The sequence below is a fragment of the Streptomyces zhaozhouensis genome, assembly GCF_900230195.1.
Classification (GTDB): Bacteria; Actinomycetota; Actinomycetes; order Streptomycetales; family Streptomycetaceae; genus Streptomyces; species Streptomyces zhaozhouensis.
Window position 1 is genome coordinate 260,075 of sequence record NZ_OCNE01000002.1, and the last position, 26,107, is coordinate 286,181.

A 26,107-nucleotide genomic window follows, 5' to 3' on the forward strand; every position below is an offset into this window, starting at 1 on the left:
GCTGGTCCACCGACCGGTCAGCTGCCAGCTGTCCACCGCCCTGCCACCCGGCATCGGCCCTCAGGCACGGGGCCTCGACAACGGGGCCTCAGGCATCGGGCCGACGCCCCGCCACGATCCCCCACCCCCACCTCCGGGTCCACCTCAGGGAGCCGCACATGAGAACCGCCCTCGCACGACACCGTTCACCACTGCGCGTCGGCCTGCTGGGGCTGACCGCGGGCGCGTTGCTGGCCGGCGGCCTCGGCGTGGTCGCCGGCACCTCGGCGCAGGCCGCGCCGAGCACGGCCCGGGCGTGGCTGACCACGCCGGACGGACAGCACCGGCTCGCCGACCGCGGCGAACTCGCCTTCGACGACCAGCCGGCCGCCACCGACATCTGGGTCGACGGCCGCCAGCGTCACCAGGAGTTCAGCGGTGCCGGCGCCTCGGTGACCGAGGCCGCGGCCGGCCTGGTCCAGTCGCTGCCGGACGGCGAGCGCGAGGCGCTGCTGGACGCGCTCTTCTCCCGGGACGGCGACGGCATCGGGCTGAGCTATCTGCGCCAGCCGTTGGGCAGCACCGACTTCAACGCGGGCGACTTCTACACCTACGAGGACACCCCAGGGCAGTTCTCGATCGACCGCGACCGTGAGCTGATCATCCCGGTGCTGAACGACGCGCTGGCCCGCAATCCGGAGATCCGCCTGATGGGCAGCCCCTGGTCCCCGCCGGCCTGGATGAAGTCGGGCGGCTCCCTCAACGGCGGCACGCTGCTCCCCGAGCACTACGAGGACTACGCCGACTACCTGGTCGAGGCGGTGCGCGCCTACGGCGACGCCGGCATCGAGCTGAGCGACCTGACCGCGCAGAACGAACCGCTCTTCGCCACCAGTTACCCGTCCACCTCCATGAGCGCCTCCGAACAGGCCGACTTCCTCCGGGTGCTGGACGGCGCGCTCACCGAGGCGGGGCTGCCGACCCGTGTCTTCGCCTACGACCACAACTGGGACGAGCCCGGCTACCCGCTGGAGGTGCTGGGCGCGACCTCCGACCTCGACCGGGTCGCCGGCGCCGCGTTCCACTGCTACGGCGGGCAGCCCGAGGCCCAGGGCGAGCTGGTGGCGGCCGGCGAGCGCGTCTTCTTCACCGAGTGCTCGGGCACCGACAGCGACGACCCGTCCGCCACCTTCGCGGACACGCTGCGCTGGCAGGCCGAGAACCTGGTGGTCCGCAACATGCGCCACGGCGGCGAGACCGTCATCACCTGGAACCTCGCCCTCGACGCCCGGGGCGGCCCTCATCAGGGCCACTGCGACACCCGCTGCAACGGCGTCGTCGAGATCGCCGGCGACCAGGTCACCCGCAACGCCGAGTTCTACGTCCTCGGCCACCTCACCAAGTTCCTCGACCCCGGCGCCCGCCGCCTCGACTCCACGAGCGAGGGACCCGGCGGCCTCCAGAACGTGGTCTTCGAGAACCCCGACGGCACCCGCGTCGCCTATGTCGTCAACACGAGCGGCACCGCCCGCGACTTCTCCCTGACGGACGACGGCGCCTCCCTCACGGACGCCCTCCCGGCGGGGGCGGTGGCGACCTACACCTGGACGCTCTGACCGGCACCCGGGCGACCTGACCTACGCAGGGAGGATCTGACCGAGACCCGAACGGTCCGACGCGACCGGCGCCCCCACCCCCCGCCTGGGGTGGGGGCAAGCCATCGGGCGTTCCAGGCGTCAGCTGGCGAGCTTCTTGGAGAGAAGAAACGTCAGCTGTTGAGAACGAACGCGACGTGACCCGAGATCAGACGAATTCCGAATTCCGGACGTATAGTCATCCACGACGCTCTCGGCCTCTGTGACCGTTATGCCGGTCATGGCCGCAAGAGACTCCAGGAGACCCGCGGCCTCACCGTTCTCCCCTTTCCGTTTCCTCACCGAGACCGCACGTTGGAAGAGATCGAGAAGCTCACGGACCTGTGTTGCCCGACCCTGGCCAGCACCGTAAAGATCTTCGCGCAGCCCCCATGAGGAGTGCAGTAGCGTGAACATGTCGACGATGTTGGACCATCGCGTTCTGCCCACCCACTTGACAGTGTCACCGAGATACGTCAGGAGTTTGAGAAACTCCGCGGCACGATCCCGGTAGTCCTCAAAGTCCGAAGAGATCTTGTCGTATCTTTCATTGAGTTCGGCCTTCTTGTTGGACAGCCCGAAGATGCAGGTGCCGAAGACCTCCGCATAGAACTCCAGGTCACCTCCCCGCTTGCGGCGCTCCCCGCTGAAAACACCGGACAGCGAACTGATCTCGTGGGCCGAGCAGTCCTTGAGGAAATCATTGAACGGCCCCGGCAGCAGAGCGTTCCTGAGCTCCTGTTCGGTCAGCACCATGTTGACCCTGTTGACGCGAGCGAAGACTGCTCGGACGAACTCGTCCGCCAGGTTGGACAGGCGTCGAATCGGGAAACGATACTGAAAGAACTCTTGGCGCACATCGTCGGGAAGCTCCTTGAAAAACTTGCCCTCGAACTTCTCGCGCAGCTGTTCGTCCTCCAGCCCGTCCAACGGGAACTTGTTGTTCAAGAACCCCAGAAGGGAGGTGAGGCGCTGTTGACCGTCGACAACGGAAGCAGTCTGCTCTCCTTCCGGAGACGTCTCATACGAGAGGTAGATCTCCGGAATCGGGTACCCCAGAAGGATGGTCTCCATCAGGGACACCTTGGCTCGTTCAGGCCAAACGGCCTGACGCTGGTACTCCGGCTGAAGAATCAGCTCTCCAGACTTGTCCAACGACCGGAACTCCGCCACCGTCTTCGACTCGATCTCGAACTTCAGACCGTGATCAGCCATGGTGTACGCCCTCCTCGATCGCGCGATCACGCGCGATGTTCACACTCTTGACCTGGTAGTTCCTCAGAGCCCCGTGGTTGCGGTAGAGCCGGTAGTTCACTTCGCGCCCCCTGAAAGCCCCACCGAGATCTTGCACGAACAGATCTCTGGAGCGTGACCACTGCTCACCAAAGGAAAGCCGCGGCAACACGACGTCAAGGGCGATGCACTCCTCGAACACCAGCTTGCGAAGATAGCTCTTCTGCCCAGAGAAGACCTCGTCCTCGATGATGACCCGAAGCTCACGCCACGCCTTGTCAAATAACTCTGGCGAGATTATCGCGATGTCCAGGTCAGAGCGGGAATTAAACTTGCGAAAGCCCTTCCTAGGGTTCATTGAGTATCCTAGGCGAGCACTTCCCACCAGCTGAACGGCCATCGGGTCCACACCGAGCTCGGTCGCGACCAGATGCCGCCATTTGACATAGCTGAGCTCTTGAGGCCAGACCGCGGGCGTTCCGTCGAACAGTCGGGCAGTCACAAAGTAGTCGACTTCCTGCCCCAGAGAACTGAATTCCTTCCAAAATTCAGGTAACCCCGAAACATGATCCATTGCGCCCCCTCGGCGAGTCTGAAACATGCACATGCCATGACCCAGCACCTGCGCAGTCCTGATCGAGATTAATGAATCGGCAACCATCGCCTCGGCCGCGCGATCGCCGTACCCCCTGCCAATCGCGCAAAGATCCTAGCCGGTCTCATCACTTCGCGGGTCTGATCTACTCGGCTACCCCCTCCCTCTCCGCAACACCGCAGGTGGGCAGCTTTGGAGAGAGGCAGGATCCGTCTCAGCGAAGCGACCCGCTGTCGATGCGCCGGAAGCGGCGCGCTTTCACCGTCCGCCCACCGTCGGTGATGTCGAGCAGCAGCTCGTCGCCGCGCCACATGCCGTTGACCGTGACGGGTCCGTCGTGGAGATGGCCGCGCGTCGTGAACGACAGTCGCTTGCCGCGCAGGCTGTACGTGCCGCGGTGGACGCCGCGCATGGGGTTGTCCGGGCGCAGCCACCGCGCGATAGCGGCGGCCTGACCGGGCCCGGGGGCCGGTTTGACCAGCACGTCGAGGACCGTGCCGTCCGGGTAGAGGCGGAGCACCCGTACGTCCGCGACAAAGATGCCGACGGGGCGGCGGACCGCCCTTCCGCTGGTTCGTCGGGGCACGCCGCCGCCTCACTCGATGGACTCCGCACAGCAACTGTAAGAGCTCCGCGATACCGCAACCGGCGCCAGCTGGCGGCGTCGCGGAAGGCAGGGGCGACACGGGGTGAGGGACGCCATATTGCCTCGATGACACAATCATGGTGTCATCGAACCGTGCTCTACCGTCCCCCCGCTCTCGACGACGCCGACCGGCGAGCCCTGGACGACATCGCGGAGATGCGCCATGAACTACGCCATCTGCTGCGCACGCCGCGCAGGTGGTCCAAGCAGTTGCGTCGGAATCTCACCGCCCGCGCCATCGCGGGGTCCAACACCATCGAGGGCTACGCGGCGACAGTCGACGACGTCGAGGATCTGATGGCGGGAGAGGAACCCCTGGAGACCAGCGACGCCACCCGCAGGGAGCTGGACGGTTACCAGAGGGCGATGACGTACATCCTCGCCCTGTCCGACGCGGACGCGGAGTTCCGCTACGACCTCGGCCTCATCAATGGCCTGCACTACATGGTCCAGGAGCACCATGCCCAGAAGCGTCCCGGACGACTGCGGAGAAGTTCGGTCTACGTCTCCAGCCCCGAAGACGAACTCGTCCCCATCTACACCGCACCGGCGAGTGAACAGGTGCCGCAACTGATGGACGAGTTGATCGCCTGGCTCAACGAGGGGGACCTGGATCTGCCCGTGCATGTGCGGGCTTCCATGGCTCATCTGAACCTGGTCAAGATCCATCCGTGGGCGGACGGAAACGGGCGCATGTCGCGCGCCCTGTCCACGCTTGTCTTCTCCCGCGAGGAGCTGATGCCAGCCGAGTTCTCGTCTATCGAGGAATGGCTCGGGCACGGTCAGAACACCTATGGGTACTACGAGGTATTGCGGCAGACGGGTGGCCCTGAGTGGAGTCCGCGGGCGGACACCTCCGCATGGATCAAGTTCTGTCTCACCGGGCACCACGTTCAGGCACAGCAGGCAAAACGGCGCCTGGACCTCTACACCCGGGCGTGGCAGGCGCTGACCGAGGAAGCGCAGAAGGCGGGGCTGGACGAACGAGTGGCGGTCGCGTTGCTGCCGGCCTTTCTCGGCAGCCGCGTTCGACGCCCCGTCTACCAGTCCGACGCGGAACTCAGTCTGCAACAGTCCACGCGCGACATACGTGAACTGGTCCGTACGGACTGGCTGGAACAACACGGCGAGGCACGGGGGCGGTTCTACACAGCGGGACCGAGGACCCGCGCCGTCCAGGAATCGGTACGGCGATCCACCGAGCCGTTCGTGTACCCGTACCGGCGGTGAGTCGGCCGCAAGGCCGCTGGCGCCGACGACGAGGGGACGCCTGCATCGCACTCGCCGTCCGGGCACGACGAACCATCACTCACCTGACGCCGACGGAACACGCCGGTGCACAGGGTGCTGAGCAGGGAGTCTTCGTCGAAGCCCAGTTCGTCCTCCACTCCCAACTCCACCGCCGCGTGCCAGCGCAGCGGCGCGAGCAAGTGCGCGGCCTCGGTCAAGGTACGCAGAGAAGTCCCTTGCCTCGGCGCGTCCTCCGTTCCGAGGAAACCGAGCGGCAGCGAGGCGTCCACCTGGGAGATCGCGGCCTGTTCACCGTCCGCTCGCTCAACGGCGCCGGCGGCGTCCGTGTACACAAGAGGCTCCCTCCCCGGGCTGTCAGGGCCGCGAAGGCGCGGCCCCGTGGGCACGACGGTAGCCCCGCGCTGCCTGCCCTGGCGCAGAAAGGCGCCCCGCCGCCGTCACCGCCCGTGTGCCGTCCGCAGTCCGAACGGATGAATCTCGCCGGGCAGGCTGGAGGAAGGGATGCGGGCGGAGGCATCGTCTCTCCGTGGTTCCCGGGAATCGGGTGCCTCGGACGGCCGACAGGGGAGACGGAATGAGCCAGAGCCAGGGGCCGCCAGCGGCCGACCCGGCCCAGTACGACCAGCAGCAACTGGACGCCCTCCTCGCCACCGAGCTCGGTCGGCTGATCCACGACCGCCGGATCGAGCTCGGCCTGTCCCGGGCCGACCTGGCCGAGCGCGCCGAGATGACGCCGCCGCAGGTGGCCCGCATCGAGGGAGGGGGGTCCCTGCCCACGCTGCAACCGCTGCACCGGCTGGTGAGAGCGCTGGACGGCGTGTTGAACGTCTCCCTGGACGCGAACGGTTCGCGCATCACGCTCACCCCGCACGCCACCTGACGCCGCCCGCGGCGGCGGACCCGTTTCGTTCCGCCCGTCGCGGGTACCCGGCGCCGGCCCGTGCCAGGTCCTCACGAGGACCGGGCCCGTACCAGGAGGTGATCGGCCATGCCGGGACGGAAGGACATGCCCTCGACGCTGGAGCGCTCCCCGGACAGCGCGCAGCGCACCTGGGTGAAGGCGCACGACAACGCGATCAAGGAGTACGGCAGGGGCCAGCGCGCCCAGCGGGTCGCTTACGGGGCGCTCAAGCACACGCACGAGAAGGTCGGCGACCACTGGGAGCGCAAGGAGCGCGGCCGGAAGGCGCCGTCCGACCCGCGGTCCGCCAGGCCCCGTCAGGTCGGCGGGCGCAGCGGGCAGGGCGTGGACGAGAAGGACACCAAGGCGCACCTGTACGAGATGGCCAAGCGGCTGGACGTTCCCGGGCGCTCCCGGATGGACCGTCGCGAGCTGCTGGACGCCGTCAAGGCGGCGAACCGGCGCGCGACCCGCCAGGCCAGGTCCCGTTGACCACCGGCGAGGCCGCCCGGCGGGAGGCGCCCGCCGGGGGGCACGCCCCGGTGGCGCTGCCGGACGAGGAGACGTTCGCCGCGCTGGACGCGCGGTGGCGGGCCGCGAACTACCTCTCCGTCGGCCAGATCTATCTGCTGGCCAACCCGCTGCTGCGGGAGCCGCTGCGGCCCGAGCACATCAAGCCCCGGCTGCTCGGCCACTGGGGCACCACCCCCGGGCTGAACCTGGTGCACGCGCATCTCGACCGGGCGATCGTCGAACGGGACCTGGACGCCCTCGCGGTCTGGGGCCCGGGGCACGGCGGGCCGGCGCCGTTGGCCAACTCCTGGCTGGACGGCAGCTACACCGAGACCTACCCGGACGTGACCAGGGACGCGGCGGGTATGGCGCGGCTGTTCAAGCAGTTCTCCTTCCCCGGCGGGGTGCCGAGCCATGTGGCGCCGGAGACGCCGGGTTCCATCCACGAGGGCGGCGAGCTGGGCTACTCGCTGGCCCACGCGTACGGCGCCGCCTGCGACAACCCGAACCTGCTGGTGGCCTGCGTGATCGGGGACGGCGAGGCGGAGACGGGGCCGCTGGCCGCGTCCTGGCACGCCAACAAGTTCCTCGACCCGGTGCACGACGGCGCGGTGCTGCCGATTCTGCATCTCAACGGCTACAAGATCGCGAACCCGACGGTGCTGGCCCGGATCCCCGAGCCGGAGCTCGACCAGTTCCTGCGCGGCGTCGGGCACGACCCGCTCTATGTGGCGGGCGACGAACCGGCCGTCGTGCACCGGGAGTTGGCGGCTGCGCTGGACACCGCGCTGGACCGGATCGCCGACGTGTGGTGGGCGGCGCGCCATCAGGGCGTGCGGGCACGGCCCCGTTGGCCGCTGATCGTGCTGCGCACGCCGAAGGGGTTCACCGGGCCGGCCGAGGTGGACGGGTTGCCCGTGGAGGGCACCTGGCGGGCGCACCAGATCCCGTTGGCCGACCCGAGGGGCAACCCGGCGCACCTGGCGGAGCTGGAGAAGTGGCTGCGTTCCTACCGTCCCGAGGAGTTGTTCGACGAGGAGGGCGGGCCGACGGCGGCCGTGCTGTCGGGGCTTCCCACCGGGGAGCGCAGGCTGGGCGCCAATCCGCACGCCAACGGTGGACTGCTGCTGCGCGCGCTGCCGCTGCCCGCGCTGGAGGAGTGCGCGGTCGAGGTCGCGTCGCCCGGCGCGGGCAGCCATGAACCGACGAAGGTGCTGGGCGGCCTGCTCGCCCGGGTCATGGCGGCGACCGCGGAACGCCGCGACTTCCGGCTGGTCGGCCCGGACGAGACGGCGTCCAACCGGCTCCAGGACGTCTACCGCGCGACGGAGAAGACCTGGCAGACGGCGATCCTGCCGGTGGACGAGCACCTGTCCCACGAGGGCCGGGTGATGGAGGTGCTCTCGGAACACCTCTGCCAGGGCTGGTTGGAGGGCTATCTGCTGACCGGCCGGCACGGGATGTTCTCCAGCTACGAGGCGTTCGCGCACATCGTCGGCTCGATGGCCAACCAGCACGTCAAGTGGTTGCGCACCGCGCGCCGGCTGCCCTGGCGGCGGCCGGTGGCATCGCTGAACTACCTGCTGACCTCCCACGTCTGGCGGCAGGACCACAACGGTTTCTCCCACCAGGACCCCGGCTTCGTCGACCAGGTGCTCAACAAGGCGCCCGAGGTGGTACGGGTCTATCTGCCGCCGGACACCAACACGCTGCTGGCCGTGGCCGACCACGTGCTGCGCAGCCGGGACTACGTGAACGTGGTGGTCGCCGGCAAGCAACCCTGCTACGACTGGCTGGACCTGGAGGCGGCGCGGGCGCACTGCGCGGCGGGCGCCGGGATCTGGGAGTGGGCCGGAACGGAGGGCTCCGCCGGCGGCGGGGGCGCGGGCGGCGGGGAGCCCGACGTGGTGCTGGGGTGCGCGGGCGACGTGCCGACGCAGGAGGTGCTGGCGGCGGCCGACCTGCTGCGGCGGCATCTGCCGGAGCTGGCGGTGCGGGTCGTCAACGTGGTGGACATCGCGCGGCTGATGGCGCCGGAGGACCATCCGCACGGCATGTCGGACCGGGACTACCACGCGCTCTTCACCCGCGACCGGCCGGTGATCTTCGCGTACCACGGCTATCCGTGGCTGATCCACCGGTTGACCTTCCACCGGGACAACCACCCTCAGCTGCATGTGCGCGGTTATCTGGAGGAGGGCTCGACGACCACGCCGTTCGACATGGTGGTCCGCAACGACCTGGACCGGTACCGGCTGGTGATGGACGTCATCGACCGCGTTCCCGGCCTCGCGGTGCGGGCGGCGCGGCTGCGGCAGCGGATGGCGGAGGCCCGTTTCCGGCACGGGCGCTGGGTCACGGAGCACGGGACGGACCTGCCGGAGGTCGCGGACTGGCGCTGGGGAGCGCTGTAGCCCTGCGGGCGGCTGGCGGACGACAGCGGTGCCCGGACCGCACGGTGGGTTGTCGGGTGTCAGTCCGTGGACGGTTGCTCGCGCGGTTCCCCGCGCCCCTTCACCGCCGGTGGGCGGCCCGGGGGCACGGGGAACCGCGCGGTGCGTCCACGGCGAGGGAAAGACGACAACGGTGCCCCGGGTCAGACGGGCGTCGTTCCGGTTAAGCCCCCGGCGGGGGCGCATCTTCGGGGCGGGGCGCTCGTTGATGAGTTCGCGAAAACGTCCCGGTGAACCGTTCGCCGCACGCGGGCACGCGGCACGTGACGAGCGTCACTCCGTCACCGGCAACCCACGAGGCTTCTCAGGAGGTCGAACCCGGTATGAGGATCTCGTTCCTGCTGCACAACGCGTACGGGATCGGGGGCACGATCAGGACGACGTTCAACCTGGCCGAGGCCCTTGTCCCGCGCCACGAGGTGGAGATCATCTCCATCCTCCGCCACCGCGAGGAGCCCAACTTCTCGCTCGACCCCCGGGTGCGCCTGCGCCCGCTGGTCGACCTGCGTACCGAACGGGACGATCCACGGCACCTCAGACCCGCCCGGGTCTTCCCGGCCGCCGAGTACCGCTACAGCCAGTACAGCGCCCTGACGGACGAGCGGATCGCCCACTGCCTCGCCACGCTCGAAGCGGACGTGGTGATCGGCACCCGCCCGGGGCTCAACGTGCATCTCGCGCTCCAGGGGCCGCGCGAGGCCGTGCTGGTCGGCCAGGAGCATCTGACGCTCGACAACCACCCGCCGGGCCTGCGCAACGAGATGCGCCGCGTCTATCCGCGGCTGGACGCCCTGACGACCGTCACCCACGCCGACGCCGCCACCTACCAGCGGAAGATGCGGCTGCCAGGCGTGCGGGTCGAGGCGCTGCCGAACAGCGTGCCGCCGCCGGCGCTGCCGCCCGCCGACCCGAACGCGAAGATCGTGGTCGCCGCCGGGCGGCTGGTCCGGGTGAAGCGCTACGACCTGCTGATCCGCTCGTTCGCCCGGGTCGCCGCCGAGCGGCCCGACTGGCAGCTGCGGATCTACGGCAAGGGCGAGGAGCGCGACCGGCTGCGCGCCCTGATCAACGAACTCGGCCTGTACAACAACGTCTTCCTGATGGGGGCCGCGCCCGCCATGGAGGCCGAGTGGGTGAAGGGTTCGATCGGCGCCTCCACCTCCAGCTTCGAGCCGTTCGGGATGACGCTGGTGGAGGCGATGCGCTGCGGGCTGCCCGTGGTGAGCACCGACTGCCCGCACGGGCCGGCGGAGATCATCACCCCGGGGAAGGACGGCCGGTTGGTACCGGTGGGTGACCAGCACGCGCTCGGCGAGGCGCTGCTCGACCTGGTCCAGAACGACCAGCTGCGGGCCTCGATGAGCCAGGGCGCACTGGTCAACTCGCGGCGCTACGACCCGGTTCCGATCATCGAGCAGGCGGAGCGGCTCTTCACCGAGCTGCACGAGGTCAAGGCGAGCGGCCGGCGACGTGCCTCCCTGGGCGCCAGGGTCGGCGCGCGACTGGTCAACCGCGGCCATCTGGTCAGGGACGCCGCGTTCGCCGCCGCGGTCTCCACCATGCGCACCGTTCGAAGGAGCAACCGTTGAGCCAGGCCACCGTCGAGGAAGCGCCGCGCGTCGACTGCCGGGTCGACGGCGAGGGCCGGCTCCGTTTCGAGCTGGAACTGCCCGAGGCCACCGCGCCCCAACTGCTGCTGCGGCTGCGGCCGAAGAAGGGCGAGGAGGAGACCACGGGGCACGCCGTCGAGCTGGTCGAGGTCGAGGAGACGCCCGGCCGCTGGCGGGCCGAGATCGGTCCCAACCCCCGGCTGCGCGAGGGCCGTTGGGACGCCTATGTGCTGGCCGACGCCGAACGGCCCCGGCTGCGGCTGCTTCCCGGGCTGCGTGACCTGCGCGCGCTGGCGCCGACGGCGCCCGTCGCGCCGCTGCTGTCGGACGGCGTGCTGCGGGTGCGGCTGCCCTACCGCACCAAGGACGGCTTTCTCGCGGTACGTGCCTGGCAGCGCGCCGGGCACGCCGAGGTGGACGAGGTGCGGCCGACGCCGGAGGGGGTGACGGTGCGCGGGCGGCTGCTGGGCGCCGAGTTCGGGCCGGGGGCCGCCGCCGTGCTGCGGCGCCGGGGCAAGGAGGGCCCGGAGCGGGAGGCGGCGCTGGAGCCGGGCGAGGACGGCACGTTCACGTTCACCGCCGACTACCGGGCGCTGCCGACCGAGGCGGGCGCCACGGCGGTGTGGAACGTCTTCGTCCGGCCGGCCGCCGACGCCCGCCCGGTGCGGGCGGCGCGGCTGCTGGACGATGTCGCGGACCGCAAGGCCGTCTTCGTCTACCCGGAGGCGACGCTGGGTTCGTCCGTGTTCTGGCCGTACTTCACGATCGACAACGACCTGTCGATCCAGGTGTCGCCCGGCGACTGACACCCTGTGGGACGGGAAGGCTCCCGCCGGGCGTCCGGCGGACGGCATCGACGAAGGGGAGGGCGCGGCGATGAGCGGCGGGGACGGGCGGGTCCACAACCAGAGCAGCGGGACGGTGTTCGGGCCGCACATCCAGGCCGGGGTCGTCGAGCAGCTCACCGTGGTGCACCGCGAACGGCCACCCGTCCCCCGGGACGTGCCGGGGCCCGCCCACGGCTTCGTCAACCGGACCGCCGAACTCGCCGCGCTGGACGCCGCGTTCGATGCCGCCTTGGCGCGGGGCCGGGAGGGCGCCGGCGGCCCGACGCTGCTGGTGCTCTCGGGAGACGGCGGGATGGGCAAGTCGGCGCTGAGCTACGAGTGGGCGGCCCGGCGGGTCGAGAGGTTCCCCGACGGGCAGCTGCACGTCGACCTCGCCGACGCCCGCCGGGGCGGCGCCGTGGACCTGGGCTCGGTGGCCGCCGGCCTGGCCCGGCGGCTGGGCGTCGGCGCCGACTTCGTGCCGGCCGACCCGGCCGGGCGCGCCGCCGTCTACCGTTCCGCCACGGCGGGCCGCCACGGGCTGCTGCTGGTGCTGGAGAACGCGGAGCACGCCTCCGAGGTCCGCGCCCTGCTGCCGCGCCACGGGATGGTGCTGGTCACCAGCCGCCGCCCGCTGGGGACGCTGCGGATGGACGGCGCGCGCCCGGTACCGGTGGGCGGTCTTGACGCGGCGGCCTGCCGGGAGTTGGTGCGTTCCTGGCTGGACGAGAGCGAGGTCGGCGAAGCGGCGCTCGGCGGGCTGCTGCGGGTGTGCGAGGGCCGCCCGCTGACGCTGCGGGCGGTGGGGGAACGGCTGTTGGACGGCTCCGGCGCCGGCGTGGAACGGGTGGTGGCCGAGCTGACCCGCGAGGGAGGGCGGACCACGATGCGGGACGCGTTCGACCGGGTCCACGCGAGCTTTCCGCCCGCGACGCGCCGGCTCTACCGGCTGCTGGGCGCGTTGCCGGGGCCGACGTTCCCGCGCGAGCTGGCCCTGAGCCTCGGTGGCGAGGACGCGGCGGCGGGTCTGGCGGCGCTGGAGGCCGCGCGGCTGGTCAGCCAACGGGCGCCGGGACACTACGCGTTCCACGACGAGGTGCGGGCGCACGCGGCGACGCTGCCGGACGCGGGTGAGCGGGCGGCGGTGCGGGAGGCGGGCTCCGCCTTCGCCTTGGCCGTCTGCGAACTGGTCGACCGCGCGGTGCTCGGCGAACGGCTCCGGCTGACCGGCGAGGAGCCACGCCCGGAGGTGGCCGTCCTCCCCGAACTGTCCACGTCGGGCGCGGCGTTGGCCTGGATGGAACGCGAACACGCCGGCGTGCTGGCGCTGTTGCGTGCGGCGGCCGAGGACGGGCGCCACGAGCGGGTGTGGCTGATGTGCCAGGCGCTGTGGGCGTACTACCACAGCCGCAAGCCGTACGGGGACTGGATCGAGTCCCACCGGCTCGGCGTGGTGGCGGCCCGCTGGGCCGGACGGCCGGACGCCGAGCTGCGGATGATCAATCAACTGGCGCGCGCCCGCGTCGAGTTGCGCGAGTACGCGGCGGCCGAGGAGACCCTGGAGCCGGCGGAGGCGCTGCTCACGGCGGTTCCGCAGCGGCAGTTGCGCGGCGTGCTGCACGAGACCAGGGGTGTGCTGGCCCGCGCGGTCGGGCGCCCGGCCGAGGCGGCGGCGCACTTCCGGGCCGCGAAGGACGCCAACGCGGGCGACGAGCGCGGCATGGCCGTGCAGGGCTACCAGTTGGCCGGCGCGCTGCTGGACCTGGCCCGGCCGGAAGCCGCGCTCGCCGAGCTGGACGAGGCGCTGGCCCGGGTGCCCGGCGAACGGAACGCCGCGCTGCACGCGCGGATCGGCATCGTGCGGGGCGAGGCGCTGCGCGCGGCGGGGCGGGCGACGGAGGCCGCCGCCGCGCTGGAGGCGGCGGCCGGCCTCGCCGAACGCCTCGGCCTGTGGTCCAAGGCGCGGGCGGCGCTGCTGACGCTCGCGGAGCTGGCGCGGGGGCCGGAGGCCGCCGCGCGGGTCGCGGCGCGGCTGGCCGAGGCGAGCCGCAGGGCCGGCGTGCCGCCGGGCTGAGTAACGGGGGCGACCACCCGCCGCGTCGGTGCCACTTTCGCTGTCGTCCGCACCCCGCCACAAATGCACCGCGCCGTTCCCCGCGCCCCTCAGACCGCCCACCGGCCCGGAAGGGGCGCGGGGAACTGCGCGAGCAACCCACCACCGGGGTGAGTCCGACCACCCACCCGGACCAGCCAGCACCGTCGTCGACCAACCCCCGCCACAAATGCACCGCGCCGTTCCCCGCGCCCCTCAGACCGCCACCCGGGCCACGGCTAAAGACCGCGGAACGCGAGCCGCGTCTCCGCGTCGCCGGTGCGCAGCGTCAGCCCCTCGACCCAGCGTGCCGGCGGGCGCCCCGCCTCCAGCGCCACCTGGAGCGCCGCGCCCAGCAGCAGCGGGTCGAGCACCGGGTCGGGCGCGGCCCAGCCGCCGACGGCCCGCGCCTCGGCCAACGTGCCGTCCCGCAGCCGGAACAGATGCCGTCCCGGCCCCAGCGCCGCCACCGCGACCGAGAGCCACGGCTGCGCGGCGAACCGTTCCCGCAGCCAACGTTCCGGTGGCAGCTCGCCGTGCGGCTGGCGGCGCGCCGCCACCTCCGCGGTCTGCGCCGCCGGGGAGCGCGTGCCCTCCTCCGCCAGCACGGCCAGAAAGCCGCGCGCCCCCACGCGCGCCGGGTCGAGCGGGTGGCGGGCCACCTCCACCACGTCGTCGCCGACCAGCCGGCCCACCACGTCGAAGGCCGTCGGTCCCGGCCCGCCGTCCGGCGTCGGGTCCGGGTAGCGGGCGGGGCGCGGATCGTCGGCCGGCGGGACGACGCGGGCACCCAGCAGCTCGTAGAAGAGGCGTTGCAGCGCCGGCGCCGAACGGTCGGTCAGTCCCAACGCCCGCTCCGTCACCGGCAGCAACTCCTTGGCTCCCTCGGCCCGTTCGGCATCCCTCAGCTGGGCGAGCAGATCGCCCTCGGGGTCGAGCCTGGGCGCGGCCGCGCCGAACGCGTGCATCGGCGAGCGCGGGTCCAACTCCTCCTCGCCGCTGGCGGCCAGCAGCGTGGACCGGCCGAGTCCGGCGCCGTAGAAGCTGACCGAGCCGGTGTCGCCGACCACCAGGTCGGCGGCGATCAGCGCGGCCTGCCAGCCGCGTTCCGGGCTGACCAGCCGCAGCCCGGCGTCCCGCGCCGCACGGAACCTGCGGTCCACGCCGAACGGCGTGTCGTCGGACCAGACGTTGGGGTGCAGCACCAGCGCCACCACGTACTCGTCGACCGGCAGCGCGTGTGTCAGCCGCAGCGGCAGGTCGGGGTGGCGGCGGATCAACGAGTGAGGGCCCCAGGTGGAGTTGATGACCACCAGCCGCCGCCCGCCGGTCGCGCCGAACGGCTCGCGGAAGTGGTCGCGCCAGTCCAGGTTGGCGCGCATCCGGTCGAAGCAGGGGTCCCCGACGACGCGCGCGTGGGGCAGGGCCGCCGGGCAGCTGACGGCCAGCCGGGTCAACTGCTCCTCGTGGGAGAGCCCGATCACGTCGGGCACCACCCGCTCCCGGTGCAGCAGTTCGCGCGGCGAGAGTCCGGCGGACGAGGTGGCGTCTCCGGTGGAACGGTGCGTCAGCCGGTTGTAGCCGGCGCCGTGCGGCAGCACGACGAGCGGCCGACTCAGCCGCCGCATCGAACGGTTGACGGCGCACGCCACGACGAGGTCGAAGCGACGGCGGGTCGCCTCCCGCCACGGCAGCACCGTGCCGCGTTGCCGCGTCAGATACTCGGCCAGCCCGCCGTCGAACGTCGAGCCCGGATTGACGGTGAACGAGACGGTGATCCCGTCCTCGGCGCGCAGCAGCGGCAGCACGTCCAGCAGCCTGGTCGCCGACGTCAGGTTGCGCACCACGCCCAACACCTCGACCGGGCCCGCCTGTTGCCGCGCGGGCGCACGGCGGCGCGACGCGGCGCGGAGGAAGGACACGGCGGGGCTCCGATGGGACGGCTGCGAGGCGGAGGCAAGGTTAGCCAATCGGGGCCCCGCCGAGGCGCGGACCGCCGGGGACTACCGTGAGCGCATGGGGACGACGGAGACGAAGAAGACGACGGGAACGCCGGGGACGACGGGGACGACGGGGACGACGGGGACGACGGGGACGATCGACGTGGGGGGCCGGCGGGTGCCGGTCGTGGACTCCGGTGGGCCGGCGCGGGCGCCGGTGCTGGTCGCGCTGCACGGCACGTTCGGCCGCGGCGCCGAGTTCACCCGGCTGGCGGCCGACCTCGCCGGCCGGGTGCGGCTGGTCGCTCCCGACCAGCGGGGGCACGGCCACAGCGAACCCGTCGCCGACGGCTACGGCCGCGACGCCTTCGTGGCGGACGCCGCCGCCCTGGTGCGGGCGCTCGGGGTGGGGCCCGTGGTGCTCTACGGCCACTCGCTCGGCGGCATCACCGCCTATCAACTCGCGGCGCGTCACCCCGAGTTGGTCAAGGCGCTGGTGGTGGAGGACGTGGGCCACCTGATGCGGCGCCCCGAGGTGCCGCACCCCGCGCTGGACGTGGCGGGCTGGCCGCGCCGGGCCGCGAGCAGGGCCGAGCTGGGCGCGGCGATCGAACGGCGCGGGGTGCCGGACGCCGGGTACTTCCTGCGCAGCGCGGAGCCGGACCCCGAGGGGGACGGCTGGCGGCTGCTCTTCGACTGGGACGTGATGACCGAGGTACAGGCCGGCGGGGTCGGCGACTGGACCGCCGACTGGCGGGGCTCGGACTGCCCGGCGCTGCTGCTGCACGGCACCGCCTCCTCGCTGCTGCCGTCCGCGCTGGCTGACGCGATGGTCGCGGCACGCCCGGACACCACCCGCGTCGACTTCCCCGGCGCCGGCCACTGGGTGCACGACGACGCGCCGGCCGAACTCGCCGCCGCCGTGACTTCCTTTCTACGGGAGAACGAAATCCTCACCGAGACGCACTGAGCTCAGTCTTGTTCCGCGGCCGAAGGGAATTCCGGAATTCATTCACCGGACGCACCACAGGCGTTTCCGCGCACATCGCCGCACCTGTTTCCGCACGCGTTTCCGCGGGCGTTTCCGCGGGCGTTCCGAAACCGCTCCGCAACGGCTTTCCGGCACGGCATTCCCGTGCGGGTTTCCCGGGCCGTTTCCCGGGGCCGGCCGCCGCCCGGGGGTCCGGTGTCCGAGACGGCCGACCGGCCCCCTCCCCGGCCTTGCGGGGCCGGGGAGGGGGCGGCCGGAAGCGACTTCGTGGGCGCCCGTCCGGTCTGCTAGCGTGAGACTTCTCAACTCACCCTGGAAGGATCGTGCGGTGACGGACCTGCTCCCGACCACCCCCTATCGCGGTACCAGAGATCTTCTGCCGCAGCAGATGTCCGTCAGGCAGCAGTTCTTCCATCCGCTCTTCGAGGTTATCGAGAGTTACGGATTCGGGCGCTACGACGGCCCCATTCTGGAGCCGGCCGAGATCTACGAGGCGAAGTCGGGCGAGGAGATCGCCAACCAGCAGTTGTACGCGTTGACCGACCGCGGCGGTCGGCGGCTGGCGCTGCGCCCGGAGATGACGCCCTCGGCCGCCCGGATGATCGCGCGCAACCTCGGCAGCCTCCAACTCCCCGTCCGCTGGTACAGCCATGTCATCTGCCACCGCTACGAGCGCCCCCAGCGCGGCCGGCTGCGCGAGCACTGGCAGATCAACGTGGACATCTTCGGCTCCGACAGCGTCAACAGCGAGATCGAGCTGTTCGAGCTGATCCACGACATGATGGGTGCCCTCGGCGCCACCCGGGACATGTGGGCGCTGCGCGTCGGCGACCGGGTGCTGCTGGAGAGCATCCTGCGGGACATCGTCAAGGTGCCGGGCGACCGGCTGGCCGAGGTGTCCTCGCTGGTCGACCGCTGGGAGAAGTACCCCCGCGAGAAGCTGGCCGAGGACGCGGAGAAGCTGTCGCTGACGTCGGCCCAGTTCGACCTGCTGGCGGAGACGCTGGGCAGCGGCGACGAGGTGCTGCGCGCGGTGCCCGCCGAGGTGGCCGAGCGTTCCCACGTGGTGCGGCTGCTCAACAGCGAGGCGCGCGAGCTGGTCACGTTCGACCCGTTCATCGTGCGCGGCCTCCAGTACTACACGGGCACCGTCTTCGAGGTCTTCGACCTGCACCCGGAGAACCGCAGGGCGCTCTTCGGCGGCGGCCGGTACGCCGACCTGGCGGGGCTCTTCACCCGGCAGCAGGTGCCCGGCATCGGGTTCGCGGTGGGCGACGTGACGCTCCAGGACTTCCTGGAGACCCACGGGCTGCTGCCCGCCCCGAGGCCGCAGGCCGACGCGGTGGTGATCCCGCTGGGCGAGTCGCTGACCGCCGAGGCCCGGCGGATGGCCGGCGTGCTGCGCCGGGCCGGGGTGCGCACCACCACGCCGCTGGAGCCGCGGAAGCTCAGCAAGGAGCTGTCGGCGGCCGACCACCTGGGGGCGCGGGTCGCCGTGGTGGTCGCCGAGGACGAGTGGCGCAGGGAGGCGGTGCTGGTCAAGAACCTCGCCACCCGTGAGCAGCACGAGGTGCCGGTGGCCGAGCTGGCCGACCGGGTCACGGCCGTGCTGGCCTCCCCCGCGCCGTAGGCCCCGCGCGTCGAGACCGGACGAACTCCCCGCCGAACGCGGGGAGTTCGTCGTTTCCTGGCCGGCGCCTCGGGCGCGGTCTCCCCCGGCTGACGGCGTTTGACGGGCGCCGGAGGTGGTCACGCGGTTCGATGGGGGAACGGGACTCCCCGCGACCGAGGAGGTGGAGGGATGCGTTTCGCTGACCGGCGGGAGGCGGGCCGACGGCTGGCCGGCGAGCTGGCGGCACTGCGCGGGCGGAACGTCGTGGTGCTGGGGCTGCCCAGGGGCGGCGTGCCGGTCGCCGCCGAGGTCGCCACCGCGCTGGGCGCCCCGCTGGACGTGGCCGTGGTGCGCAAGCTCGGCCTGCCGGCCCAGCCGGAACTGGCGATGGGCGCCGTCGCCGAGGACGGGCCCCGGGTCGTCAACGAGCAGGTGGTGGGCGGCGCCCACATCGACGAGCGGACGCTCGACGAGGTCGAGGCCGCCGAACGCCGCGAACTCGACCGGCGCGCCCACGCCTACCGGGGCGACCGCCCCCGGATCTCCGTCGCGGACCGCACCGTCGTGGTCGTCGACGACGGGCTCGCGACCGGCGCGACCGCCCGCGCGGCGTGCCACGCGGCGCGGGAGCGCGGCGCGGCCCGGGTGGTGCTGGCGGTGCCGGTGGCGCCGGCCGACTGGGCGCGGCGGATCGGTGACGCGGCCGACGAGCTGGTCTGCCCGCAGGCGGTGGACGACTTCCTGTCCGTCGGCCAGTTCTACGCGGACTTCGCGCAGACCACCGACGAGGAGGTGGTCGCGCTGCTGCGGCGCGGCGGGGCGCGTGCGGTGGAGATCCCCGCCGGCGAGGTGACGCTGCCCGGCGAGCTGACCCTGCCGGCCGGGGCCAGCGGCGTGGTGGTCTTCGCGCACGGCAGCGGCAGCGGGCGGCACAGCCCGCGCAACGTGTTCGTCGCCGAGGCCCTCGCCCAGGCCGGCCTCGGTACCCTCCTGCTCGACCTGCTGACCGAGGAGGAGTCGGCCGACCGCGCCAACGTCTTCGACATCGGCCTGCTCGCCGAACGGCTGGCGCACGCCACCGACTGGGTGCGGGCCCACGGCGCGCCCCACGACGGGCTGCGCGTCGGCTACTTCGGCGCCAGCACGGGCGCCGGCGCGGCGCTGTGGGCGGCGGCGGACCCGGCGTCGCCCGTGGGCGCGGTGGTCTCCCGGGGCGGACGCCCCGACCTGGCCGACCGTCGGCTGTCCGAGGTCCGCTGCCCGACGCTGCTGGTGGTCGGCGGCAACGACGAACGGGTCCTGGAGCTGAACCGCGCGGCCGAGCAGTCGCTGAGCTGCCCGCACCGGTTGGAGGTGGTCCCCGGCGCGACCCATCTCTTCCCCGAGCCGGGCGCGCTGTCCGAGGTGACGGCCCTGGCGAGGGACTGGTTCCTCACCCACCTCGGCCCTCCGGGCGGCACCTGAACCCCCGAAGGGACGCGAGGACCGGGCCCACCCGACAACCCACCCACGCCACGCACGTGACGGGTCGCTCCCGTCAACGCCCTCCGCGCAGGAACCCGCGGAGGCGGGTCAGGGGCCAGGTGTTGATCACGTCGTCCGGCGTGAGCCACCCCCGTTGGGCCTGCGCGACGCCGAACCGGACATGCCCCAGGTGCGCCGGCGCGTGCGCGTCGGAGTCGATCGAGAAACGCACCCCGTGCTCCCGCGCGCGCAGGATGTGCGCGTCGTCGAGGTCCAGCCGGTTCGGGTGGCTGTTGATCTCCAGCGCCGTGCCGGTGCGGGCGCAGGCCGCGAAGACCGCGTCCAGGTCCACGTCGACGCCCGTGCGGCGCCCGAACTTCCGCGTCGTGGGGTGGCCGATGATGTGCACGTGCGGGTTCTCGCAGGCCCGCAGCAGGCGGCGGGTCTGGGCGTCCCGGTCGAGGTCGAAGTGCGAGTGGATGGAGGCCACACACACCTCGAACTCGGCGAGCACCTCGGCCGGCCAGTCCACGTTCCCCTCCGGGTCGATGTTCAGCTCCGTGCCGTGCAGCAGCTTCAACCGACCGTGCCGGCCCGCCAGTTGACGCAGCTCCTCGCGTTGGGCGCGGGCCTTCTCCAGCGTCATGCGCTGCATCCGCAGCTGGGGCGCGTGGTCGGTGACGGCGTAGTAGCGCAGGCCGCGCCGCGCGGCGGCGGCGACCATCTCGGCGAGCGGGGCGACACCGTCCGTCAGGTCGGTGTGGCTGTGCAGGTCGCCCCTGAGGTCCGCCTCGGTGACCAGCCGGGGCAACGCGTCCCGCCCCGCCGCCTCGATCTCGCCCCGGTCCTCGCGCAGCGTCGGCGGGATCCACGGCAGCCTCAGCCGCCGGTAGACCTCCTCCTCGTCGGCGGCGGCCCGCCGCCGCCCGGTCTCGGCGTCGAAGAGCCCGTACTCGGAGAGTTTCAGCCCGCGCCGGACGGCGCTCTCGCGCAGCCGGATGTTGTGGGCCTTGGAACCGGTGAAGTAGATCATCCCCGCGCCCCAGGACTCCTCGCCCAGCACCCGCAGGTCGATCTGGAGGCCGTCGACCGTGCGCACCGTGGTCTTCTTCCGGCCGCGCGCCACCACCTCGGCGACCAGCGGCAGCTCGACGAACGCCGCCATCACCGGCTCGGGGTCCTCGGCGGCGGCCAGCACGTCGACGTCGCCGATGGTCTCCCGCATCCGCCGCACCGAGCCGGCGTAGGCGCAGCGCGTGACGCCCGGCGCCGCGCCGAGCGCGGCGACCGTCTCCTCGGCGACGGCGAGCGCCACGTCCAGCGCGATCCGCCCGCCGGAGGCGCGCAGCACCGCGAGCCCGCGTTCGAGGTTCGCCCGCGCCTTCGGGCCGAAGCCGGCGAGTCCCGCCAGCCGGTCCTCGCGCACGGCGGCCGCCAGCTCGTCCACGGAGGAGACGCCCAGCTCGCGGTAGAGGGTCATCGCCTTCTTCGGTCCGAGCGTCGGCACGTCGAGCAGCGCCCGCACGCCCGGCGGGACCGACGACCTGGCCCGCTCGACGGCCGGGACCCGGCCGGTGCGCAGATACTCCTCGATCTTGTCGGCGATCGAGGCGCCCACGCCGGGGATCTCCCGCAGGCCGTCCGCGTCCAGCGCGCCGATGTCGCCGGTGTGCCCCCCGACGGCGCGGGCCGCGCGTTCGTAGGCGCGTTGCTTGAACGCGCCTCCGCCGGTGATGGCGAGGAGGTCGGCGTACTCCCGCAGCAGCGCCTCGACCTCGTCGTTGGCACGGGCCATACCGTCGAGTGTAGGAAGCCCCGAGCCGACCGGCACGGCGAACGGCCCGCGCCTGGCACCGCGCATGACCGGGGCGCGGGCGGGTACTCGGCGCGCCGACCTGACGTTCGCGGACACGGTGAGGCGGGTGAACGAGGTGCGGGCCACCTTCTGGCTGGGCCGGATCGCCGGCGTGCGGGTCGGGGTGCACTGGAGCGTCGCCGTGCTCTTCGCGGTGATCGCGCTCGGCCTGGGCGCGGAGCGGCTGCCCGATGCCTACCCCGATCGGAGCCCGCTCGGCTACACGCTGCTCGCGCTGCTGGCCGGGCTGCTGTTCTGGGCGTCGCTGCTGGTCCACGAACTGGCGCACGCCCTGGTGGCGCGGCGTTCCGGGGTGCCGGTCGACGAGATCACGCTGTGGCTGCTCGGCGGCGCGACCCGCACCCGGCGGGAGGCGCCGGACCCGGGCTCCGAGTTCCGCATCGCGGCAGCGGGGCCGGCGACCAGCCTGGCGCTCGGGGTGCTTTTCACCGTGCTGACCTGGGTGTTGGTGGCCGCCGACGCCGGGCCGCTGGTGGAGGTCACGGCCTGGCTCGCGGTGATCAACTTCCTGTTGGCGCTCTTCAACGCCTTTCCCGCCGCCCCGCTCGACGGCGGCCGGGTGCTGCGCGCCGCGCTCTGGCGTCGCTCGGGCGACCGGCCGCGCGCCATCTCCCAGACCAGCACGGCGGGGCAGGCGTTCGGCTGGCTGCTGGTGATCGTCGGGCTGGTGGTGTTCCTGTGGACGGGCGCGTTCGGCGCGGTCTGGCTGGCGCTGGTCGGCTGGTTCGTGGCCGGCGCCGCCGCGTTGGAGGGGCAGGCGTCGCGGACGCGGCAACTGCTCGCCGGGGTGCCGGTGCGGGAGAGCATGACGCCGGGCCCGACGACCGTGCCGGCGGACGAGACCGTGGGCGGGCTGCTGTCGGAGACCGGGCCCGCGCTCGACCACCCGGCGCTGCCGGTCGTCGGCCGGGACGGCACGCCCGTCGGCCTGGTCACCCGGGAGATGCTGCGGAACGTGCCCGTCGAGAAGCACCGGGCCCTGACCGTCGCGGAGATCATGGTCCCGTTGGACGAGGTGCGCACCACCCCGCCCGACGGCGACCTCGCCGAACTGCTGCCCAGCCTCGACCCGGGCCCCGAGCACCGCGTGCTGGTCATCGACCGGAACGGGCGGCCGGACGGCGGCGACGGGCGTGCGCCGCGGCTGCTCGGGATCGTCTCGCCCTCCGACGTCAACCGCACCATTAGCCGGCTCACCACCGGCGGGCGCCGGCAACCGGCCGGCTGATGGCGCGCCGCGCCGCCGCGGCCCCGGTCGCTCAGTTGTAGATCGTGGCTTCCTCGGCCGTCGCCGCGACACCGTTCTCGCCGTGGAAGAGCCGCTCGCCCCACTCGGTGAGCTGGGCGGGGTCGAAGTCGTTCACCAGGTCGAGATAGCCGACCTCGCTGCTGTTGCCGCTCCAGGACCAGCCCAGGTAGCCCAGGTCCAACTGCTCTGCGGTCGCCATGATGGCGTCCTCGTCCGGGTCGCCGTCCGAGTGGTTGTGCCCGAACTCGCCGACCAGGATGGGCAGTCCGGCGTCGACGAACGCGTTCAGGTACTCCTCGACGACGCCCGGCGCGTTGTAGACCCCGTACATGTGGATGGAGAAGATCGTGTTGCCCGTCGGGTCCGAGGCGTAGACGTCCTGGGCGCCGTCGCGCATCGTCCCGGTCCAGTCCTGGCCCCAGTTGGGGGCGTCCACCATGATCGTGTGCTCGAACCCGGCGTCGCGCAGCTTGCCGATCGCGGCGGTGGTGTCGGCGGCCCACGCCTCGTAACCGGTGTTGCCGAAGGGCTCGTTGCCGATGTTGACGATGATGTGGTCTTCCTCGCCCTGGAGTTCACCGAGGACGCTGACCCAGTAGTCGGCGGCGGCGTCCAGCGAGACGGCCGCCGACTGCTCGCCGTAGCCGGTGGTGTCGTGGACCTCCAGCACGCAGATCAGCCGGTTGGCCTTGCACTCGGAGACGATGCCGGCGACCTGGTCGGGGGTGGTCTGCTCCCACTGGTGGCCGCTGCTGAGTACCACCCGCACGGTGTTGGCGCCCAGTTCCTTGATGTCGCCCAACGCGCCGAGCTGGTCGGTGAACCAGGCGTGCGCGTGGTTGGCGCCCCGGATCACGAAGTCGTTGCCGGTGCTCTCGACCAGCCGGCCGTTCTCGACGTGCAGCCCGACGGCCCGCGCGCCCGGCTCGTCCGCGGTGGCCGGCTGCACGGAGAGCGCGGCACCCAGGGTGACGGCGACGCCGGCGGCGAGGGCGACTCCGACGCGCCTCGCGGTACTTGCCTTGGTATTTGCCTTGGCACTTGCCTTGCTACTTGCCTTGCTACTTGCCTTGCTGCTGTTCATGGTCGTCTCCTCATCGAGTCATCGGGGACTGGGAGCGCTCCCATGCGCGTCGTCCATCACGCCATCGGGCCTGACGCGGTGTCAAGGCGCCGGAAACCGTCGAATGGATTCGACGGGTGGCGTACCGGGTGCTAACGGTGCATTCACGGCGGGGGCCCTACGGGGTTAGGCCGGGGCGACAGCGGTGGCGGGCGGGCGCGGAGCCCCTGCCGGGCGGGGCGGGGGCGACCACGGTGGCGGGCAGGCGCGGTGAGTACTCGACTGCCGGCATGTGGACGGTTGCTCGCGCAGTTCCCCGCGCCCCTTCCGGGCCGGCGGGCGGCTTGAGGGCGTGGAGCCCCTGCCGGGCGGGGCGGGGGCGACCACCGTGGCGGGCGGGCGCGGTGAGTACTCGACCGCGGGCATGTGGACAGTTGCTCGCGCAGTTCCCCGCGCCCCTTTCGGGCCGGCGGACGGCTTGGGGGCGCGGAGCCCCTGCCGGGCGGGGGCGCGCCGGTCAGCCGAGCGCGGCGTGCACGTGGTGGCGGGCCGTGGCCGCGTCCGGGGCGGTGCGGGCCGCTTCGGCCAGCTCGCGGCAGTCGGACAGGGTGTGCCCGGCCAGCGCCGCGCGCAGGCCGGGCAACGCGGCCGGCGCCGCCGAGAGGCTGGTGACGCCGAGGCCGGTCAGGACCAGCGCGAGCGCCGGGTCGGCCGCCGCCTCGCCGCAGACGCCGACCGGGCGGCCGAGCCGCCCGGCGGCCGTCGCCGTCCGGTGGACGAGGTCCAGCAGCGCCGGCTGCCAGGGGTCGAGGAGTTCGGCGAGGCCGCCGAGGGTGCGGTCGGCGGCGAAGGTGTACTGGGCGAGGTCGTTCGTGCCGATGCTGAGGAAGTCGCAGTCGGCGGCGAGGAGTTCGGCGCGCAGCGCGGCGGCGGGCACCTCGACCATCGCTCCGGCGGTCGGCAGCCCGTACGCGCGGGCGCGGGCGGCGAAGGCGGCGGCCTCGGCGGGCAGCGAGACCATGGGGGCCATGACCCACACCTCGGCGGTATTGGCCTCGGCCGCCCTGGCCAGCGCGGTCAACTGGTCGTCCAGCAGCCCGGGGTCGCGGGTCGCGGTGCGCAGCCCCCGCACGCCGAGCGCCGGGTTGGGCTCGTCGGGCGCGGTGGCGAACGGCAGCGGTTTGTCGGCGCCCGCGTCCAGGGTGCGGACGACGACACGGCGACCGGCGAACGCGGCGAAGACCCGGGCGTAGGCGGCGGTCTGCTCCTCGACGGAGGGCGCCTGCGCGCGGTCGAGGAAGAGGAACTCGGTGCGGAAGAGACCCACGCCCTCGCTGTCGGCCTCGGCCGCGGCCCGGAGTTCGCGGGGCGCGCCCACGTTGACCAGCAGCGCCACCCGGTGCCCCTCCGCGGTGCGGCCTGGGCCGCTCAGTGCGGTGGCGGTCCGGCGGCGCTGCCGTTCGCGGGCGGCGGCCTCGGCGACGCGTGCGGGCGCGGGGTCGGGTTCTACGGTGCCGGCGCCGCCGTCGACGAGGACGCGTTGCCCCTCGGTCAGCTCGCTCGCGCCGGGGCAGGCGACGACGGCCGGCACGCCCAGTCCCCGGGCGAGGATGGCGGTGTGTCCTGTGGGCCCGCCCTCCTCGGTGACCAGGGCGAGGACCTGCTCGGGGTCGAGCAGCGCGGTGTCCGCGGGGGCGAGGTCGGTGGCGACCAGGACATGCGGGTGGCCCGGGCTCGGCAGGCCGGGGACCGGCAGTCCGAGGAGGGCGGCGACGGCGCGGTCGCGGAGGTCGTCGAGGTCGGCGACGCGTTCGGCGAAGAGCCCGCCGGCGGCCTCCAGCGCGGCGCGGAACGAGCCGAAGGCGGCGGTCAGCGCGCGCGTCCCGTCGGAGCCGGCGCGCACCTCGGCTTCGGCCAGGTCGGCGAGGGCCGGGTCGTTGACCATCATGACCTGCGCTTCGAGCACCTCGGCTGCGGCGCCGGTCAGCGGGGCGGCCCGCCGTTCCAGCGTGGCGGCGACGTCGCGGAGCGCGGCGCGCACGGCCGCGGCCTCGGCCGGCGCCTCCTCCGGCGGCACGGCGCGGGGCGGCGGCGGCAGCCGGGGGGCGGCCATCCTGGCGACCGGCCCCTCGGCCGTTCCGCCGCCGACGCCGACGCCCGGGATGACGCGTGCCACGG

At 72.8% G+C, this 26,107-nt stretch carries 19 protein-coding genes; 12 read left to right on the forward strand and 7 right to left on the reverse strand.

Features of this window, described 5'->3' with window-relative positions; all coding sequences use genetic code 11:
• Window positions 1-158 precede the first annotated feature (158 nt).
• Window positions 159-1,595 (forward strand): glycoside hydrolase family 30 protein, encoded by a 1,437-nt coding sequence (locus CRP51_RS04350; RefSeq protein WP_097229629.1) that lies wholly within the window; start codon window positions 159-161, stop codon window positions 1,593-1,595.
• A 120-nt stretch (window positions 1,596-1,715) separates the two neighbouring features.
• Here the strand turns inward: CRP51_RS04350 and CRP51_RS04355 are convergent, their stop codons facing one another.
• The 3 genes from CRP51_RS04355 to CRP51_RS04365 form a co-directional block, all read right to left on the reverse strand.
• Complete coding sequence (locus tag CRP51_RS04355; protein WP_097229630.1) at window positions 1,716-2,828, reverse strand: DUF262 domain-containing protein; 1,113 nt, start codon at window positions 2,826-2,828, stop codon at window positions 1,716-1,718.
• Window positions 2,821-3,420 carry a hypothetical protein gene (locus CRP51_RS04360; RefSeq protein ID WP_141514546.1) on the reverse strand — a complete coding sequence of 200 codons (600 nt, stop codon included), beginning with the start codon at window positions 3,418-3,420 and terminating at the stop codon, window positions 2,821-2,823. Before CRP51_RS04360 ends, CRP51_RS04355 begins: the two co-directional genes overlap by 8 nt.
• Window positions 3,421-3,655: 235 nt before the next feature.
• Window positions 3,656-4,027: a hypothetical protein gene (locus CRP51_RS04365; RefSeq protein ID WP_141514547.1), complete on the reverse strand. Its 372-nt coding sequence runs from the start codon at window positions 4,025-4,027 to the stop codon at window positions 3,656-3,658.
• A 153-nt stretch (window positions 4,028-4,180) separates the two neighbouring features.
• Here CRP51_RS04365 and CRP51_RS04370 point away from each other — a divergent pair, with 153 nt between their 5' ends.
• The 7 genes from CRP51_RS04370 (at window position 4,181) to CRP51_RS04400 (ending at window position 13,716) form a co-directional block, all read left to right on the forward strand.
• Window positions 4,181-5,317 (forward strand): Fic family protein, encoded by a 1,137-nt coding sequence (locus CRP51_RS04370; protein ID WP_097229633.1) that lies wholly within the window; start codon window positions 4,181-4,183, stop codon window positions 5,315-5,317.
• A 595-nt stretch (window positions 5,318-5,912) separates the two neighbouring features.
• Complete coding sequence (locus CRP51_RS04375; protein WP_097229634.1) at window positions 5,913-6,218, forward strand: helix-turn-helix domain-containing protein; 306 nt, start codon at window positions 5,913-5,915, stop codon at window positions 6,216-6,218.
• Between the two features lie 108 nt (window positions 6,219-6,326).
• Window positions 6,327-6,731 (forward strand): ChaB family protein, encoded by a 405-nt coding sequence (locus CRP51_RS04380; RefSeq protein ID WP_097229635.1) that lies wholly within the window; start codon window positions 6,327-6,329, stop codon window positions 6,729-6,731.
• Window positions 6,728-9,166 (forward strand): phosphoketolase family protein, encoded by a 2,439-nt coding sequence (locus CRP51_RS04385; protein WP_439333116.1) that lies wholly within the window; start codon window positions 6,728-6,730, stop codon window positions 9,164-9,166. Before CRP51_RS04380 ends, CRP51_RS04385 begins: the two co-directional genes overlap by 4 nt.
• Window positions 9,167-9,528: 362 nt before the next feature.
• On the forward strand, window positions 9,529-10,794 hold the full coding sequence (locus tag CRP51_RS04390) for a glycosyltransferase family 4 protein (protein ID WP_097229636.1): 1,266 nt from the start codon (window positions 9,529-9,531) through the stop codon (window positions 10,792-10,794).
• Window positions 10,791-11,621: a transferase gene (locus CRP51_RS04395; RefSeq protein ID WP_097229637.1), complete on the forward strand. Its 831-nt coding sequence runs from the start codon at window positions 10,791-10,793 to the stop codon at window positions 11,619-11,621. Before CRP51_RS04390 ends, CRP51_RS04395 begins: the two co-directional genes overlap by 4 nt.
• A gap of 70 nt (window positions 11,622-11,691) precedes the next feature.
• Complete coding sequence (locus tag CRP51_RS04400) at window positions 11,692-13,716, forward strand: ATP-binding protein (protein ID WP_097229638.1); 2,025 nt, start codon at window positions 11,692-11,694, stop codon at window positions 13,714-13,716.
• Between the two features lie 257 nt (window positions 13,717-13,973).
• Here the strand turns inward: CRP51_RS04400 and CRP51_RS04405 are convergent, their stop codons facing one another.
• Window positions 13,974-15,656 carry a hypothetical protein gene (locus CRP51_RS04405; RefSeq protein WP_245880364.1) on the reverse strand — a complete coding sequence of 561 codons (1,683 nt, stop codon included), beginning with the start codon at window positions 15,654-15,656 and terminating at the stop codon, window positions 13,974-13,976.
• A gap of 94 nt (window positions 15,657-15,750) precedes the next feature.
• On the opposite strand from CRP51_RS04405, the gene CRP51_RS04410 reads away from it, so the two are divergent.
• From CRP51_RS04410 to CRP51_RS04420, 3 genes are all read left to right on the forward strand, one after another.
• A complete protein-coding gene (locus CRP51_RS04410; protein WP_097229639.1) occupies window positions 15,751-16,644 on the forward strand; it encodes an alpha/beta fold hydrolase in 894 nt (297 codons plus the stop codon).
• A 349-nt stretch (window positions 16,645-16,993) separates the two neighbouring features.
• Complete coding sequence (gene hisS / locus CRP51_RS04415) at window positions 16,994-18,295, forward strand: histidine--tRNA ligase (protein WP_097229640.1); 1,302 nt, start codon at window positions 16,994-16,996, stop codon at window positions 18,293-18,295.
• Between the two features lie 171 nt (window positions 18,296-18,466).
• Window positions 18,467-19,741 carry a phosphoribosyltransferase gene (locus CRP51_RS04420; protein WP_097229641.1) on the forward strand — a complete coding sequence of 425 codons (1,275 nt, stop codon included), beginning with the start codon at window positions 18,467-18,469 and terminating at the stop codon, window positions 19,739-19,741.
• 73 nt (window positions 19,742-19,814) lie between these two features.
• Here CRP51_RS04420 and polX read toward each other — a convergent pair whose 3' ends face one another.
• Window positions 19,815-21,536, reverse strand: a complete 1,722-nt coding sequence (gene polX / locus CRP51_RS04425; protein WP_097229642.1) for a DNA polymerase/3'-5' exonuclease PolX — start codon at window positions 21,534-21,536, stop codon at window positions 19,815-19,817.
• A gap of 127 nt (window positions 21,537-21,663) precedes the next feature.
• Between polX and CRP51_RS04430 the strand changes: the two genes are divergently transcribed.
• Complete coding sequence (locus CRP51_RS04430; protein WP_245880365.1) at window positions 21,664-22,845, forward strand: site-2 protease family protein; 1,182 nt, start codon at window positions 21,664-21,666, stop codon at window positions 22,843-22,845.
• Window positions 22,846-22,876: 31 nt separating this feature from the next.
• Here the strand turns inward: CRP51_RS04430 and CRP51_RS04435 are convergent, their stop codons facing one another.
• A complete protein-coding gene (locus CRP51_RS04435; protein WP_097229643.1) occupies window positions 22,877-23,950 on the reverse strand; it encodes a glycoside hydrolase family 5 protein in 1,074 nt (357 codons plus the stop codon).
• 496 nt (window positions 23,951-24,446) lie between these two features.
• Window positions 24,447-26,105: a phosphoenolpyruvate--protein phosphotransferase gene (ptsP, locus tag CRP51_RS04440; protein ID WP_097229644.1), complete on the reverse strand. Its 1,659-nt coding sequence runs from the start codon at window positions 26,103-26,105 to the stop codon at window positions 24,447-24,449.
• Window positions 26,106-26,107 lie beyond the last annotated feature (2 nt).

Excerpts from the sequence above, each read along its gene's own strand:
- CRP51_RS04420 (WP_097229641.1), top strand. The coding sequence starts at position 18,467 with ATGCGTTTCGCTGACCGGCGGGAGGCGGGCCGACGGCTGGCCGGCGAG.
- CRP51_RS04400 (WP_097229638.1), top strand. The coding sequence starts at position 11,692 with ATGAGCGGCGGGGACGGGCGGGTCCACAACCAGAGCAGCGGGACGGTG.
- CRP51_RS04360 (WP_141514546.1), bottom strand. The coding sequence starts at position 3,420 with ATGGATCATGTTTCGGGGTTACCTGAATTTTGGAAGGAATTCAGTTCT.
- polX (WP_097229642.1), bottom strand. The coding sequence starts at position 21,536 with ATGGCCCGTGCCAACGACGAGGTCGAGGCGCTGCTGCGGGAGTACGCC.
- CRP51_RS04380 (WP_097229635.1), top strand. The coding sequence starts at position 6,327 with ATGCCGGGACGGAAGGACATGCCCTCGACGCTGGAGCGCTCCCCGGAC.
- CRP51_RS04375 (WP_097229634.1), top strand. The coding sequence starts at position 5,913 with ATGAGCCAGAGCCAGGGGCCGCCAGCGGCCGACCCGGCCCAGTACGAC.
- CRP51_RS04410 (WP_097229639.1), top strand. The coding sequence starts at position 15,751 with ATGGGGACGACGGAGACGAAGAAGACGACGGGAACGCCGGGGACGACG.
- CRP51_RS04355 (WP_097229630.1), bottom strand. The coding sequence starts at position 2,828 with ATGGCTGATCACGGTCTGAAGTTCGAGATCGAGTCGAAGACGGTGGCG.
- CRP51_RS04435 (WP_097229643.1), bottom strand. The coding sequence starts at position 23,950 with ATGAACAGCAGCAAGGCAAGTAGCAAGGCAAGTAGCAAGGCAAGTGCC.
- CRP51_RS04390 (WP_097229636.1), top strand. The coding sequence starts at position 9,529 with ATGAGGATCTCGTTCCTGCTGCACAACGCGTACGGGATCGGGGGCACG.
- CRP51_RS04350 (WP_097229629.1), top strand. The coding sequence starts at position 159 with ATGAGAACCGCCCTCGCACGACACCGTTCACCACTGCGCGTCGGCCTG.